Raw genomic sequence first — 15574 nt, 5'->3', positions numbered from 1 at the left:
CGGATCCAGATCCTGACGATGCAATACATCGCCTTCCAGCGAGTGAATTCGCGTCCCGTTACCGGTGATTAAAAAGGCGTCCAGCGAGATAGAACCCAAAATATGGCGCATCTCCAGCACATGGCGGCCGGTGGCAAATGTCAGGGTGATATCGCGTTCACGCAGACGTGCCAGCGTCGAAAGCGTTTCGTCACCTAAATGGTGATTCGGCATCAAAAGGGTGCCATCCATATCAAATGCAGCCAGACGAGCCATTTCTTTCTCCACACTGTGACGCGGTTAACTTGTGATTCAGTATCACCTGAGATATACGGAAGTAATAGTGAATAGATCAAATGAATTGTTCCGGGTTTATATGAGATTGTTGAATCGCCTGAACCAGTATCAACGCCTGTGGCTGCCTTCGAACGGAGAACCGCAGTCGGTGACCGTCGGGGAACTGGCTGAACGCTGTTTTTGCAGCGAGCGCCACGTGCGAACCCTGCTAAGGCAAGCGCAGGATGCGGGCTGGCTGGAGTGGCACGCTCAGTCCGGACGCGGGAAACGCGGAGCATTACGTTTTTTGGTCACCCCAGACTCGCTGCGCAACACGATGATGGAGCAGGCACTGCAAAAGGGTGAACAGCTCAGCGTACTGGAACTGGCTCAACTGGCCCCCGGGGAATTAAGAACCCTGCTGCAGCCGTTTATGGGCGGGCAATGGCAAAATGATACGCCAACCCTGCGTATCCCCTATTATCGCCAGCTCGAACCTTTGCATCCTGGATTTCTCCCCGGTCGTGCGGAGCAGCACCTTGCCGGACAGGTATTCTCTGGCCTGACACGTTTTGACAGCACCACTCAACGCCCCTGCGGCGATTTAGCCCACCACTGGAATATCTCTGCTGACGGTCTGCGCTGGGATTTCTATATTCGTTCCACCCTGTACTGGCATAACGGCGATGCGGTAAGCAGCACGCAGCTACATCAACAGTTGCTGAAGCTGTTAGAGTTACCTGCGCTGAATAAGCTGTTTATCAGCGTAAAACGCATTGAGGTAACGCATCCCCAGTGTCTGACCTTTATTCTGCATCGTCCCGACTTCTGGCTGGCGCACCGTCTGGCAAGCTACAGCAGTCACCTGGCGCATCCAGACCATCCGTTTGTGGGTACCGGCCCGTTCCGGTTGACGCTGTTTACTCCCGAGCTGGTGCGTATCGAGAGTCACGATCACTACCATCTGAGTCATCCGCTATTGAAAGCCATTGAATACTGGATAACCCCACAGCTTTTCTCCCAGGATTTGGGCACCAGCTGTCGCCATCCGGTGCAAATTGCGATTGGTAAACCTGAAGAGTTACCAATGCTAAGCCAGGTAAGCAGCGGGATCAGCCTTGGTTTTTGCTATCTCACACTCAGAAAAAGCGCGCGGCTGAATACGCAACAGGCCCGTCGACTGGTCAATATTATCCACCGCTCTTCGCTGCTACAGACGCTTGAGGTGGATGAAAACCTCATTACTCCCAGCAATGCCCTGCTGCCAGGATGGACGATCCCACAATGGGATGAACTGAACGAAGTAGCGCTACCAGAAAAACTGACGTTGGCTTACCACCTGCCGGTAGAACTGCACGCCATGGCTGAACAGCTTCGCCAGGCCCTGGCAAAACTGGGCTGTGAATTAACGCTTATTTTTCATAATGCTAAAAACTGGGATGGCGACCATCCTTTAGCCCAGGCCGATCTGATGATGGGCGACAGGCTGATTGGCGAAGCCCCCGAGTATACCCTCGAACAGTGGTTACGTTGCGATCAGCTATGGTCACACGTTCTGAATGCACCCGCATATACTCATCTGCAGACCACGCTGGATGCCTTGCAAATTCAGGCCGATGAGGACGATCGTCATGCAGCTTTACAGCAGGTTTTCGCCACGCTGATGCATGACGCAACCCTGACGCCGCTGTTCAATTATCACTATCGCATCAGCGCGCCGCCGGGCGTGAACGGCGTACGTTTGAATCCGCGTGGCTGGTTTGAGTTCACCGAGGCCTGGTTACCGCCCCCTTCAGCGTGAAGAAGCTGGTCGGCGACACGCCCAGGCGCTACCATAAGGGTTTCGTTATTTTGTCAGGAAAAGCCATGAAACGTGCCGTTGTTGTATTCAGTGGAGGTCAGGACTCCACGACTTGTCTGGCGCAAGCGCTGCATCAGTATGATGAAGTGCACTGCGTGACCTTTGATTATGGTCAGCGCCATCGCGCTGAGATTGATGTCGCACGTGACCTGGCCTTAAAACTCGGCGCCCGTGCGCACAAAGTGCTTGATGTCACGCTGCTCAGTGAACTGGCTGTCAGCAGCCTGACCCGCGATAATATTCCGGTACCCGATTACGAACCGGATGCGAACGGCATTCCCAATACCTTTGTGCCAGGACGCAATATTCTGTTCTTAACGCTGGCAGCAAGTTACGCGTACCAGGTGCAGGCAGAGGCGGTCATTACCGGCGTTTGCGAGACCGATTTCTCTGGTTATCCGGACTGTCGTGACGAGTTCGTCAAAGCGCTGAACCATGCCGTAAGCCTGGGGATGGCGAAAGATATTCGCTTTGAAACCCCACTGATGTGGATCGATAAAGCCGAAACCTGGGCGCTGGCTGATTACTGGGGCAAGCTGGACCTGGTACGCGAAGAAACACTAACCTGCTATAACGGCATCAAAGGTGACGGTTGCGGTCACTGTGCGGCGTGTAATCTGCGTGCCAACGGCCTGAACCATTATCTGGCGGATAAACCGGCAGTGATGGCGGCAATGAAGCAGAAAACCGGCCTGAAATAATAGAGCGAATAGTGCCGGATGGCGGCGTAAACGCCTTATCCGGCCTACCGACAGCGTTCATCGTACGCAATGTCGCCCGTAGGCCTGATAAGCGAAGCGCCATCAGGCAACGTTGAGCTACTGCACCATCTGCTCCAGTTTTTCGCGTAACTCCCCTTCCAGCGGCAGCGCTTTTTGCGTTTTCAAATCAATACAGACGAAGGTAATCAACGCGTCAGCCACCACCTGCCCTTCCGGCTCCAGGGTAATTGTCTGGTTTAACACCCCACTTTTGCCATTTAGCTGTTGCACCTGACTGGTGATGGTCAGCAGGTCGCTTAGCACCGCTGGACGGCGGTAGTTAATATTTATATTCACGACCACAAAAGCGATGTTGTGTGCGGTCATCCATTGAAAGCTGTCGCTGTTTTCCAGACCATCCCAGCGGGCTTCTTCCAGAAACTCCAGATAGCGGGCATTGTTAACGTGCTGATAGACATCAAGATGAAAACCACGAACTTTGATTTGTGTTTGCATAGCGCAGGGGCCTTACGTTGTTTTTATAGGAACAGACTTTAGGGTAAAGAGGTCATAACTGGTATGACCTCTACAGTCTGGCAAATTTTCAGCGCTGTGCAAGTTATTAAAGTGTTAAAACTGCCAGGTTACGCTCCACCAGTGAACTGCCCATACCCGGTACCTGCTTTAAGTCCTCCACCGTTTTAAACGGTCCGTACTCCTCACGATAGCTCACAATCGCCTGCGCTTTCTTCAGACCTACGCCATTCATGACTCGCGCTAAATCCTCCGCGGAAGCGCTGTTGATGCTTACCCTGGTGCCTTCATCGTCGCTTGCTTTAGCGGGCAGTGTGGCTTTGCTTTGTGCCGCCCCTGAGTTTTCCGCTTTAGTTTGTACCGCCTGACTTTTAGCGACAGACTCTGCGGCCAGTGCGCTTTGAGCCATGCCGGCACAGGTCAATGAAAGGGTGATAAGCAGGGCTTTGATTCCATGTTTCATACTGTTTTCTCCTTGTTTGTTAACAGTGGAATCACGATAGCGAGGTGCAGTACAGCAGACAAACGGCAAATATCAGAAATGGAAAAGGCCGCGAAAGCGGCCTTTGGTAGATACAACTTTTTGCAATTTTTTGCGAACTGCCTCGGTTATTGCTGCTGTTCCAGCGCATCACCGACTTTAATTTTTGCCGCTTTACGCAGGTTGCTCATCAGCGCTTCGAAGACAATCTGCGCGTTGTTCTGAGTGATCCCCTGAACCATCGCTTTCTTCTGCGCTTCAGGCATAGAACCGGCTTTCACCTCGTCCAGCGCCAACAGTACAACGTTACCCTGCATATCGTTCGCAACACCGTAGCTCGGCTTGTCTTTCGTCGGCAGGCTCAGACCAAAGGCAGCCTGACTCAACGGATCCTGACCCGTACGGCTCAGCGTTTTCGCCTCGCCAAAGCTCAGACCCGCCGCTTTCAGCGCTTCATCGCCTTTACCGGCTTTCAGATCCGCCAGCAGTTTATCGGCATCAAGCTTCGCCTGCTGCTCTGCTTTATTGTGCTTAACGAGCGCAGTTACCTGCTCTTTCACTTCAGCCAGTGGCTTCACGGCTTCTGCTTTGTGTTCGCTAATACGCAGCACGAACGCGCGATCGCCATCCACGGTGATGATATCGGAGTTACTGCCAGGCGTTCCGTTCTCGCCAACCAGACCACCATTGAAAATGATGTCAGCGACTGGTTTGAAATTCAGTTCTTCCGGCAGGCTGTCACGGCTAAACCAGCCCGTTTCAACCGCTTTCATACCTGCTGCCTGCTCTGCACCCGCCAGAGATTCGTTATCGTTGCTGGCCGCATCGCTGACTTTCTGCTGCAGCGCATAGTAGGCATCCAGCGCTTTTTCCTGCTTCACTTTCGCCGCAATGTCGTCGCGAGCTTCGCTCAGCGGTTTAACCTGTGCAGGCTGTACGTCATCAAGACGCGCCACGAGGAAACCAACGGAAGACTTAATTACGCCAGACAGTTGGCCTTTTTCTTTCAGACCGGCATTTTTCAGCTCATCCGGGGTGGTGGAATCTTCCAGCCAACCCATATCACCGCCGTTACGGGCAGAGATGATATCAGCAGATTTTTCTTTCGCCAGCGCAGCAAAGTCACCGCCTTTATTCAGCTCGTCCAGTACCGCTTTGGCTTCATCTTCAGTTTTGGTCTGAATGATGCTATAGCGGTTACGCTGCGGCTGAGTGAACTGATCCTGATGCTGGTCATAATAAGACTGAATATCAGCATCGCTGGCGGTTTCCTGCATTGCTGCAGCGTCCAGCTTGATATAGCTCACACGGAACTGTTCCGGCGTCATAAAGTTGTTTTTATTCTGCTCGTAGTAGCTGGCAACTTCCTGCTCGGTAACAGATTGCTTCGCGGCCAGTGCGTTAACGTCAATCGTCGCCTCGCGCACGATCCGCTGCTGTGCGACCAGCGCCGCCAGTTCGTCCGTTTCGCCTTTCAGCATAAAGTCGGTCCCGGCAACGCCGTTGATCAACTGTTGCGTGGTGAGCTGGTTACGCAATGCCTGAGCGTACTGATCGGCGGTCATGCCCATCTGATTAACAATTGCGTTGTAGCGGTTGTTATCAAATTTGCCGTCAACCTGGAAAGCAGGTGTGGCGAAAATAGCCTGCTTAATCTGATCGTCGCTAATGTTGAGCTTAAGCTCACGGGAGTACTGATCCAGCAGCGCTTCGTCCACAAGACGATTCAGCACCTGCTGACGCAGCGTTTTCATATAACCTTCGTTCGCCGCCAGCTCAGAATATTGATCGCCCAGCTGTTGCTGCATGCGGTTACGTTCGCTGTTGAACGCATTCTCGAACTGCCCGCGGCTGATCTCCTGGCCATTCACTTTAGCGGCGTAGTTATTGCCCCCGCCAATCAGGTAACCACTCACGCCGGTCAAAATGAACGACACGATAATGATACCGAAAATAATCTTGAGCACGAGACTGTTAGCAGCCGTGCGTAAGCTGTCCATCATGGTGTAACCACACTCCGCTGTAGATGACTATACGCGTTATCCTTCAGGCCGTCTGCGCGTTGACACAACAACGGCGGCAAGGATTTTGAGTATATATGCTTCACGCAGCATAGCGTTTCCTGAACGCTGCGCACAAAGGCCTATTGTGACAAGAAACAGGGGCAATTGTCAGCCCACAACGCATAGAAAGTACCGGAATCAGAAATAAAAAAGGCACATCGGTTGATGCGCCCTTGTACTTAGTCACATCCCCAAAGGGGAAATCACTTAGTTTACCGCGTCTTTCAGTGCTTTACCTGCACGGAATCCCGGTACTTTAGCCGCGGCGATGGTGATCTCTTTACCTGTTTGCGGGTTGCGACCAGTACGGGCAGCACGCTCTTTAACGGCAAAAGTACCAAAACCTACCAGTGCTACGTCATCACCTTCTTTCAGGGATTCGGTAACAGAAGCAATAATTGCATCTAACGCACGTCCAGCCGCAGCTTTAGAGATATCAGCCCCTGCAGCAATTTTGTCGATCAGTTGAGATTTATTCACTCTTCTCTTCCTCTTTATAATATATATCGCACCAGAATCCTTCAAAGTGCGACCGCGCAGCAGTTATATCAGGCCTGCCATGCCCTTACAACACCCGATAATGATGGCAAGCCCAATCCGTTATCTAAATTAGCTATACAAAAAAAGGCTGGCAAGCCCGAAATGGCCTGCCAGCCCTGTTTTTATTAATGCTCTTTGCGCGAGGTCACTATTTTGCCGTCACAACCTGCATTCCAGAGGGTTCATTTTGCAACGCAAGAGTCAGAACTTCCTCAATACGTTTCACCGGGTGAATATTAAGATCGGCAATGACGTTGTCCGGAATCTCTTCCAGGTCACGTTTGTTTTCGTCTGGAATTAAGACCGTTTTAATGCCGCCGCGGTGCGCCGCCAGCAGTTTCTCTTTCAAACCACCAATAGGCAGAACCTGACCACGCAGGGTGATCTCGCCAGTCATCGCCACATCGGCACGAACCGGGTTACCGGTCAGACATGAGACCAGCGCGGTGCACATGGCAATACCCGCACTTGGACCATCTTTTGGCGTCGCGCCTTCAGGTACGTGAACGTGGATGTCGCGTTTTTCGTAAAAGTCCGGATTAATACCCAGTTTTTCCGCACGCGCACGCACCACGGTCAGCGCTGCCTGAATGGATTCCTGCATCACTTCGCCGAGCGATCCGGTGTAAGTCAGCTTGCCTTTACCTGGAACACAGGCGGTTTCAATGGTCAGCAGATCGCCGCCCACTTCCGTCCACGCCAGACCAGTCACCTGACCCACGCGGTTTTCGTTATCCGCACGGCCATAGTCAAAGCGCTGTACGCCCAGGTAGTCGTGCAGGTTATCGCCATTGATCTCGATGTGTTTCAGTGATTTATCGAGCAACAATTGCTTAACTGCTTTGCGGCACAGTTTGGAGATTTCGCGCTCCAGACTACGCACGCCCGCTTCACGGGTGTAGTAACGAATAATGCCTACAATGGCGCTATCGTCGACCGTCAGCTCACCTTTTTTCAGCGCGTTACGCTCAATCTGTTTTGGCAACAGGTGACGTTTCGCAATGTTCAGCTTCTCGTCTTCGGTATAACCAGACAGACGAATCACTTCCATACGATCCAGCAACGGTGCCGGAATGTTCATGGAGTTCGACGTCGCAACAAACATCACGTCGCTGAGATCGTAGTCCACTTCCAGGTAGTGATCGCTGAACGCCACGTTCTGCTCTGGATCCAGCACCTCAAGCAGTGCGGAAGCCGGATCGCCACGCATGTCAGAAGACATTTTGTCGATCTCATCAAGCAGGAACAGCGGGTTTTTAACGCCCACTTTGGCCATTTTCTGGATCAGTTTGCCCGGCATCGAACCAATATAGGTCCGGCGGTGACCACGAATTTCAGCCTCATCACGCACGCCGCCAAGCGCCATACGGATGTATTTACGCCCTGTCGCCTTGGCGATGGACTGACCCAGAGAGGTTTTACCTACCCCCGGCGGCCCAACCAGACACAGGATCGGCCCCTTGATTTTGTTCACACGGCTTTGGACCGCGAGATACTCAAGGATACGGTCTTTGACGCGTTCCAGACCGTAATGGTCGGTATCGAGGATTTCCTGCGCCTGACGCAGGTCTTTTTTGACCTTGCTACGCGCATTCCACGGCACCTGTACCATCCAGTCGATGTAGCCACGCACGACCGTCGCTTCTGCCGACATCGGAGACATCATTTTCAGCTTCTGCAGTTCCGCTTCCGCTTTCTCTTTTGCCTCTTTCGGCATTTTCGCCGCGTCGATCTTACGCTTCAGTGCTTCGTTTTCGTCCGGCGCATCGTCCATCTCGCCGAGCTCTTTCTGAATAGCTTTCATCTGCTCGTTCAGATAGTACTCACGCTGGGATTTTTCCATCTGCTTTTTCACGCGGTTGCGAATGCGTTTCTCAACCTGCAGCAGATCGATTTCTGACTCCATCATCGCCATCAGATATTCCAGACGTTCATTCACGTCGGACATCTCCAGCACGGACTGTTTGTCAGCCAGCTTCAGCGGCATGTGCGCTGCGATGGTGTCCGCCAGACGTGCAGGATCGTCAATGCTGTTAAGCGACGTCAGCACTTCTGGTGGGATTTTTTTGTTTAGCTTGATATAGCCTTCGAACTGGCTGATAGCTGTACGTACCAGCACTTCCTGTTCACGCTCATCAATAGCAGGCGAATCAAGGTACTCCGCTTTCGCAGAGAAATGCTCGCCGTTGTCTGACAACGCAGAAATACGCGCGCGCTGTAACCCCTCGACCAGCACTTTTACGGTGCCGTCAGGCAGTTTCAGCATCTGCAAAATAGAGGCCACGGTCCCGACGGTGAAAAGATCGTTTACACCCGGCTCATCCGTTGACGCTTCTTTCTGCGCGACCAGCATGATTTTTTTATCATGGTCCATAGCCGCTTCAAGACAACGGATAGATTTTTCCCGCCCTACAAATAAGGGTATGACCATGTGCGGATAAACCACCACATCGCGCAACGGCAATACGGGGATTTCAATGCGTTCAGAACGCTCAGGATTCATAGAGCTCTCTCTTAGTTTAGTTTCCGCCAGGTAATCAGGTGGTACGACTGTGCTTCACACCACCTTTAACATGTATGTCAGTATATGGGGATGATTCCCACACATTCAACGCCATGTTTACGGAAAAATAAAAGGGGAGATAAAATCCCCCCTTTTTGGTTAAACGCCTGTATGAATTGATGAATTATTCGCCAGATGCCTGCTGTGCTTCCGGCTTACCGTAAATCAGCAACGGCTTGCTCTGTCCGCCAATCACCGACTCGTCGATCACCACTTTTTCAACGTCTTCCATAGAAGGAAGATCGTACATGGTGTCGAGTAACGCGGCTTCGACGATAGAACGCAGACCACGCGCACCGGTTTTACGAATCATCGCTTTCCTGGCGATAGCATCCAGCGCTTCCTCGCGGAATTCCAGATCAACACCTTCAAGATTGAACAACGCCTGGTACTGCTTGGTCAGGGCATTTTTCGGCTCTTTCAGGATCTGAATAAGCGCTTCTTCGCTCAGTTCGCTCAGGGTTGCCACAACCGGCAGACGACCGATGAACTCAGGGATCAGACCAAATTTAATCAGATCTTCCGGTTCTACCTGCGACAGCAGTTCACCTTCGCTGGCTTTATCAGACTGTGCTTTTACCGTTGCGCCAAAACCAATGCCGGAGCCGGTTTCAACACGGTTAGCAATCACCTTATCCAGACCGGCAAATGCACCACCGCAGATAAACAGGATCTTGGAGGTATCAACCTGCAGGAATTCCTGCTGAGGATGTTTGCGTCCACCCTGTGGCGGAACGGCGGCAACCGTACCTTCGATCAGTTTCAACAGCGCCTGCTGTACGCCTTCGCCAGAAACGTCACGGGTAATGGACGGATTGTCTGATTTACGCGAAATCTTGTCGATTTCATCGATATAGACGATCCCACGCTGTGCTTTCTGCACGTCGTAATCGCACTTCTGCAGCAGCTTCTGAATAATATTTTCAACATCTTCACCCACATAACCGGCTTCGGTCAGCGTGGTGGCATCGGCCATTGTGAACGGAACGTCCAGCAGGCGCGCCAGCGTTTCAGCCAGCAGCGTTTTACCGGAACCCGTCGGGCCAATCAGCAGGATGTTACTTTTGCCCAACTCGACGCCATTGCTGGTGTCGCCGTTGCGCAGACGTTTGTAATGGTTGTATACCGCGACCGCCAGCACTTTCTTCGCCTGTTCCTGGCCAATAACATAATCGTCCAGGTGGTTGCGAATTTCATGTGGCGTCGGCAGCGCACTGCGTTCACGGTGCGGTGCTACTTCCTTAATCTCTTCGCGAATGATGTCGTTACATAAATCAACACATTCGTCGCAGATATACACGGATGGTCCGGCAATCAGCTTACGCACTTCATGCTGGCTTTTGCCGCAAAAAGAGCAGTACAACAATTTGCCCGAGCCATCTTTGCGTTTATCTGTCATGGGTCAAAACCTCTTCTTTGTTCTTTGTGCCGCACACGACGACGCAAATGCCATTCTCAGGCGCAAGACGCTAGTCAGCGTTGTGCCGCTCCAGGTAATTATAGCGGCACACCTGCGCGCTGGGCATTAATTACGATGGGTCAAAATCGAGTCGACCAGACCGTACTCCACCGCTTCAGAAGCGGAGAGGAAGCGATCGCGCTCGGTATCACGTTCAATCTGCTCAAGAGATTGACCCGTATGATGCGCCATAAGTTCGTTCATGCGCCCTTTTACCTTCAGGATTTCACGGGCATGAATTTCAATATCCGTTGCCTGACCCTGGTAACCGCCCAGAGGCTGGTGGATCATGACGCGAGAGTTAGGCAGGCAAAAACGTTTACCTTTCGCCCCGGCGGTCAGCAGGAACGCGCCCATTGAGGCCGCCTGGCCCATACAAATGGTGCTGACGTCTGGCTTAATAAACTGCATGGTGTCATAGATAGACATCCCGGCAGTGATCACCCCACCAGGGGAGTTAATATACAGGTAGATATCTTTTTCCGGGTTTTCTGCTTCCAGGAACAGCATCTGCGCCACGATCAGGTTAGCCATATGGTCTTCGACCTGGCCGGTCAGAAAAATGACGCGTTCCTTAAGTAGACGAGAATAGATATCAAATGAGCGCTCACCACGTGAGGTCTGTTCAATGACCATCGGCACCAGCGCCATATGGGGTGCAAAGTTATCTCGTTCGCCGCTGTATGACATTTCCGTCTCCTGGATAAAATTTGAAAAAACCTGCTGTGCTGATTGTAACCTTATGGACGGATTATCAGCTAGTCCCTCAGTAATGGGTACGACATCGCCATAATTCAAGCATAACAATCTTTTGTTGTAACGCTAACACTGAAACGCTGTTTTCGCACTCTTCCCATGCAAAATGCGTGACAAAAAAAAACCCGCCACCAAAAGGTGACGGGCTTGCGTATGAAATTCGTGCTAAAAAAGCGACGAATTACGCCTGCTGGTTCATCAGTTCGTTGAAGGAAGTGGCTTTTTCAGTCACTTTCGCTTTCGCCAGAACGGCTTCAACAGCCTGCTCTTCCAGAGCGACGTTACGCATGTTGTCCATCAGCTCTTTATTTTTGCTGTAGAACTCAACCACTTCTTTCGGATCTTCGTAAGCAGAAGCCATCTCTTCGATCAGGCCTTTAACGCGATCTTCGTCAGCTTTCAGTTCATTGGTGCGAATCACTTCGCCCAGCAGCAGACCAACAACTACGCGACGCTTAGCCTGTTCTTCGAACAGTTCACGCGGCAGTTCCAGAGCTTGTTTCTCGTTGCCGCCGAAACGCTGTGCAGCCTGACGACGCAGAACGTCGATTTCGCTGTCGATCAGCGCAGCCGGAACGTCGATGTCGTTAGCTTTTACCAGACCTTCGATCGCCTGAGACTTAACGCGGTTACGCACTGCGCCTTTCAGCTCGCGTTCCATGTTTTTGCGTACTTCAGCGCGCAGACCTGCTACGGAACCATCTTCAACGCCGAAACGTTTGATGAATTCTTCAGTCAGTTCCGGCAGTTCGCGTTCTTCAACTTTCTTCAGGTTGATAACGAACTTAGCGGCTTTACCTTTCAGGTTTTCAGCGTGGTACTCTTCCGGGAAAGTCACGTCGATAGTGAACTCTTCGCCAGCTTTGTGGCCTTTAACGCCTTCTTCAAAGCCTGGGATCATACGACCCTGGCCCATCGCCAGTACGAAGTCAGACGCTTTGCCGCCTTCGAACTCTTCGCCGTCTACAGAGCCGGTGAAGTCGATGGTTACACGGTCTTCTGCGTCAGCAGCGCCGTCTTTGTCTTTCCAGGTTGCCTGCTGCTTACGCAGGGTGTCCAGCATCACGTCAACGTCAGCGTCAGTAACTTCAACAACCGGTTTTTCAACTTCGATTGCTTCCAGGCCAGTCAGCTCAACTTCCGGGTAAACTTCGAACTCTACCGCGTAAGTAAAATCTTCACCCAGCTTGTATTCACCCGGAACGTAGTTCGGTGCGCCAGCCGGATTGATTTTTTCTTTGATGATCGCGTCAACGAAGTTGCGGCTCATCAGGTCACCCAGAACGTCCTGGCGAACAGACGCGCCATAACGCTGAGCAACAACATTCATCGGTACTTTTCCTTTGCGGAAACCGTCAATACGCACTTTCTTCGCTACGTTGACCAGCTCGCTTTTCACAGCGGTCTCGATGCTGTCAGCAGCGATAGTAATCGTTACACGGCGGCCAAGGCCTTGAGTGGTTTCAACTGAAACTTGCATCTTGTTACCTCAAAAAATCACAGTGCTCGGTCAACTCTTCTCCGCAAGCACAGGTTGTTGGCTTCGCGGAACTGGGATGTTCTCATAATCAATCACATTCCCTGTCGTCAGAATCATCCCGAAGACATTCCGAAAAATAAGACGCGCATTATAGCGGCATCACTTTTATGAGTCGAGAACGGTTATTGCGCGTTGCTGCGGCTTTTTTCACAATTCCCGGCTAATTTTTGTCTGAATACTGGACGACCTACTCAGAATTCAGACAAAACAAAACGGCCCGCAGGCCGTTTTCACATAATCTGTAGCAACATACTGGAAAAACGTCGGTTGTTGCAAATCCGTTTTTACGCGATGCTTCCCGCCCCACGACACGGAGGCGATGCAAAAATCGTATCCTGCAACGCTTCCCACTCCTTAATGGTGTAGGTATGCAGAGCAAGGGCATGAACGGTTGTGGAAAGCTCTGCCGTTAACGTGCTGTAAATCATCCGATGACGATTAAGAAAACGTTCACCTGTAAAGCGATCGCTGACCAGCACAACCTTAAAGTGGCTTTCAGAACCAGCCGGGACATTGTGACGATAGCTTTCATCCACAACTTCGAGGAACACGGGTTGGAACGCTGCCCTTAATTTTTCTTCTATTTGCTCACGAATCATCATGAAATTTTCCTCCGACAACGCTGAGATGTCACCCATCCCTTTAAATACTAGCCGCTTTTACCGTTTTCATTACACCTTAGCAACAAAAAATTAGCGCTTGTCTGATTTTCTCAGCCAAACGGATGAGGTTCACTGAATCCTCACTTCGATTTATTGCAAAAAGTCCGTTTATGGTCTCCACAAAATCATAAAACGAACAACACAATGAATTTACATGCGTTACCTACTTCCCCTCATCGTTGGCGATGTTATGATGGCGGGAAATTTCTCCAACCATACAATTTAGATTCGCTGAGAGCCCTGGCATGTTTAAAAAAATCCTCGTCCCGTTTGTCGCGCTGTTCATGTTAGCTGGATGCGCAACGCCGCCGACCACTATTGAAGTCTCCCCGAAAATTACTCTGCCGCAGCAGGATCCAAGCCTGATGGGCGTGACCGTTAGCATCAACGGTGCCGACCAGCGTCAGGATCAAGCGCTGGCAAAAGTCACCCGCGACAACCAACTGGTTACGCTGACTGCGTCACGCGATCTGCGCTTCCTGCTACAAGAAGTGCTGGAAAAACAGATGACCGCACGCGGTTATATGATTGGACCAAACGGCGCTGTAAACCTGCAAATCATTGTTAGCCAGCTGTACGCTGACGTGTCTCAGGGTAGCGTGCGCTATAACATCGCCACCAAAGCAGACATCGCCATCATTGCGACCGCTGCTAACGGCAACAAGATGACCAAAAACTACCGCGCAAGCTATTCTGTTGAAGGCGCACTGCAGGCCTCTAACAAAAATATCGCTGACGCCGTTAACAGCGTGCTGACCGACACCATCGCTGATATGTCTCAGGACACCAGCGTTCACGATTTCATCAAGCAGAACGCGCGTTAATTTCTGCCCATATGGCCCGGCGTTCGTCGGGCCTATAGAAGCCCATGTCCAGTCATTACTTACGTATTTTTCAGCAACCACGTTCGGCTATCCTGCTCATACTGGGGTTCGCTTCCGGTTTACCGCTCGCACTGACCTCGGGTACGCTCCAGGCATGGATGACGGTCGAGAATATCGATCTTAAAACCATCGGTTTCTTTTCTCTGGTCGGCCAGGCCTACGTGTTTAAGTTCCTCTGGTCCCCGTTGATGGACCGTTACACGCCACCGTTTTTAGGTCGACGTCGCGGCTGGCTGCTGGCGACCCAGGTGCTGTTGTTAATTTCTATCGCCGCGATGGGCTTTCTGGAGCCTGGCACACAGTTACGCTGGATGGCCGCACTCGCAGTAGTGATCGCTTTTTGCTCGGCATCGCAGGATATCGTCTTTGATGCCTGGAAAACCGACGTGTTACCCGCCGAAGAACGCGGCACCGGCGCGGCTATCAGCGTGCTGGGATATCGATTAGGGATGCTGGTTTCCGGTGGGCTGGCCCTGTGGATGGCCGACCGCTGGCTCGGCTGGCAAGGCATGTACTGGCTGATGGCCGCGCTACTGATTCCCTGCATTATCGCCACCCTGTTAGCACCCGAACCGACTGATGCCATTCCGGTGCCCAAAACGCTGGAGCAGGCGGTTGCAGCCCCGCTGCGCGACTTCTTTGGTCGTAACAACGCCTGGCTTATCCTGCTGCTCATTGTGCTGTATAAGCTCGGTGATGCCTTCGCCATGAGCCTGACTACCACCTTTTTGATCCGCGGTGTCGGATTTGATGCCGGTGAAGTCGGCGTCGTCAATAAAACGCTGGGGCTGCTGGCGACAATAGTCGGTGCGCTATACGGTGGGATCCTGATGCAGCGTCTTTCGCTGTTTCGCGCGTTACTCATTTTCGGCATTCTGCAGGGCGTATCGAACGCCGGATACTGGCTGCTTTCAATAACCGACAAGCACATGTTCAGTATGGCGACTGCCGTCTTCTTTGAAAACCTGTGCGGTGGGATGGGTACTGCGGCGTTTGTCGCCTTATTAATGACGCTGTGTAATAAATCGTTCTCCGCAACCCAGTTCGCCCTGCTCTCCGCGCTTTCAGCGGTCGGTCGCGTTTACGTTGGCCCGGTAGCAGGTTGGTTTGTCGAAGCGCACGGGTGGCCAACGTTTTATCTGTTTTCCGTGTTTGCCGCGATCCCTGGACTCCTGCTGCTGCTGGTGTGCCGCCAGACGCTGGAACATAGCTGGCAAAATGAGAGTTTTATTCCACGCACAGAGTTCCGTGGGGCGTACAATCTGGCTTTGATGA

14 protein-coding genes are annotated in these 15574 nt (G+C 52.0%); 4 read left to right on the top strand and 10 right to left on the bottom strand.

The features are described 5' to 3' along the window. A partial coding sequence (locus tag JTI85_RS21295; protein ID WP_255575453.1) for an HAD-IIB family hydrolase occupies positions 1–255 on the bottom strand: 255 nt, incomplete at its 3' end. A 100-nt stretch (positions 256–355) separates the two neighbouring features. Between JTI85_RS21295 and JTI85_RS06395 the strand changes: the two genes are divergently transcribed. Then, positions 356–2056 carry an SgrR family transcriptional regulator gene (locus JTI85_RS06395; protein ID WP_219352282.1) on the top strand — a complete coding sequence of 567 codons (1701 nt, stop codon included), beginning with the start codon at positions 356–358 and terminating at the stop codon, positions 2054–2056. 65 nt (positions 2057–2121) lie between these two features. Next, the gene (gene queC / locus JTI85_RS06390; protein WP_219352281.1) at positions 2122–2817 is read left to right on the top strand and encodes a 7-cyano-7-deazaguanine synthase QueC; all 696 of its coding nucleotides are present in this window, start codon (positions 2122–2124) and stop codon (positions 2815–2817) included. Between the two features lie 117 nt (positions 2818–2934). On the opposite strand, the gene fadM is transcribed toward queC, so the two are convergent. The 9 genes from fadM to bolA form a co-directional block, all read right to left on the bottom strand. Beyond that, positions 2935–3333 (bottom strand): long-chain acyl-CoA thioesterase FadM, encoded by a 399-nt coding sequence (fadM, locus tag JTI85_RS06385; protein ID WP_003021636.1) that lies wholly within the window; start codon positions 3331–3333, stop codon positions 2935–2937. Positions 3334–3439: 106 nt separating this feature from the next. Continuing rightward, positions 3440–3814, bottom strand: coding sequence for a helix-hairpin-helix domain-containing protein (locus tag JTI85_RS06380; RefSeq protein WP_219352279.1), 375 nt, complete (start codon positions 3812–3814; stop codon positions 3440–3442). Positions 3815–3960: 146 nt separating this feature from the next. After that, positions 3961–5835, bottom strand: a complete 1875-nt coding sequence (gene ppiD, locus JTI85_RS06375; protein ID WP_219352277.1) for a peptidylprolyl isomerase — start codon at positions 5833–5835, stop codon at positions 3961–3963. 267 nt (positions 5836–6102) lie between these two features. Then, a complete protein-coding gene (gene hupB / locus JTI85_RS06370) occupies positions 6103–6393 on the bottom strand; it encodes a nucleoid-associated protein HU-beta (protein WP_219352570.1) in 291 nt (96 codons plus the stop codon). Positions 6394–6583: 190 nt separating this feature from the next. Continuing rightward, positions 6584–8938 carry an endopeptidase La gene (gene lon / locus JTI85_RS06365; protein ID WP_003831014.1) on the bottom strand — a complete coding sequence of 785 codons (2355 nt, stop codon included), beginning with the start codon at positions 8936–8938 and terminating at the stop codon, positions 6584–6586. 184 nt (positions 8939–9122) lie between these two features. Beyond that, positions 9123–10397 carry an ATP-dependent protease ATP-binding subunit ClpX gene (gene clpX, locus JTI85_RS06360; protein WP_040232704.1) on the bottom strand — a complete coding sequence of 425 codons (1275 nt, stop codon included), beginning with the start codon at positions 10395–10397 and terminating at the stop codon, positions 9123–9125. A gap of 126 nt (positions 10398–10523) precedes the next feature. Further along, positions 10524–11147: an ATP-dependent Clp endopeptidase proteolytic subunit ClpP gene (clpP, locus tag JTI85_RS06355; protein WP_003021624.1), complete on the bottom strand. Its 624-nt coding sequence runs from the start codon at positions 11145–11147 to the stop codon at positions 10524–10526. Between the two features lie 247 nt (positions 11148–11394). Beyond that, on the bottom strand, positions 11395–12693 hold the full coding sequence (gene tig, locus JTI85_RS06350) for a trigger factor (RefSeq protein WP_003021622.1): 1299 nt from the start codon (positions 12691–12693) through the stop codon (positions 11395–11397). Positions 12694–13037: 344 nt separating this feature from the next. Further along, positions 13038–13355, bottom strand: a complete 318-nt coding sequence (gene bolA / locus JTI85_RS06345; RefSeq protein WP_040232707.1) for a transcriptional regulator BolA — start codon at positions 13353–13355, stop codon at positions 13038–13040. Between the two features lie 305 nt (positions 13356–13660). On the opposite strand from bolA, the gene JTI85_RS06340 reads away from it, so the two are divergent. Next, the gene (locus JTI85_RS06340; RefSeq protein ID WP_016152050.1) at positions 13661–14239 is read left to right on the top strand and encodes a lipoprotein; all 579 of its coding nucleotides are present in this window, start codon (positions 13661–13663) and stop codon (positions 14237–14239) included. Positions 14240–14283: 44 nt separating this feature from the next. Continuing rightward, the coding region (gene ampG / locus JTI85_RS06335; RefSeq protein WP_255575418.1) for a muropeptide MFS transporter AmpG at positions 14284–15574 on the top strand (1291 nt) is incomplete at its 3' end.

Source organism: Citrobacter sp. Colony219, assembly GCF_019382635.1.
Lineage (GTDB): Bacteria > Pseudomonadota > Gammaproteobacteria > Enterobacterales > Enterobacteriaceae > Citrobacter > Citrobacter youngae.
This window is presented reverse-complemented; position numbering and strand designations above follow the sequence as displayed.

Coding starts and splice junctions, on each gene's coding strand:
- tig (WP_003021622.1), bottom strand. CDS start 12,693: ATGCAAGTTTCAGTTGAAACCACTCAAGGCCTTGGCCGCCGTGTAACG.
- JTI85_RS06340 (WP_016152050.1), top strand. CDS start 13,661: ATGTTTAAAAAAATCCTCGTCCCGTTTGTCGCGCTGTTCATGTTAGCT.
- clpX (WP_040232704.1), bottom strand. CDS start 10,397: ATGACAGATAAACGCAAAGATGGCTCGGGCAAATTGTTGTACTGCTCT.
- fadM (WP_003021636.1), bottom strand. CDS start 3,333: ATGCAAACACAAATCAAAGTTCGTGGTTTTCATCTTGATGTCTATCAG.
- bolA (WP_040232707.1), bottom strand. CDS start 13,355: ATGATGATTCGTGAGCAAATAGAAGAAAAATTAAGGGCAGCGTTCCAA.
- lon (WP_003831014.1), bottom strand. CDS start 8,938: ATGAATCCTGAGCGTTCTGAACGCATTGAAATCCCCGTATTGCCGTTG.
- clpP (WP_003021624.1), bottom strand. CDS start 11,147: ATGTCATACAGCGGCGAACGAGATAACTTTGCACCCCATATGGCGCTG.
- queC (WP_219352281.1), top strand. CDS start 2,122: ATGAAACGTGCCGTTGTTGTATTCAGTGGAGGTCAGGACTCCACGACT.
- JTI85_RS06395 (WP_219352282.1), top strand. CDS start 356: ATGAGATTGTTGAATCGCCTGAACCAGTATCAACGCCTGTGGCTGCCT.
- ppiD (WP_219352277.1), bottom strand. CDS start 5,835: ATGATGGACAGCTTACGCACGGCTGCTAACAGTCTCGTGCTCAAGATT.
- JTI85_RS06380 (WP_219352279.1), bottom strand. CDS start 3,814: ATGAAACATGGAATCAAAGCCCTGCTTATCACCCTTTCATTGACCTGT.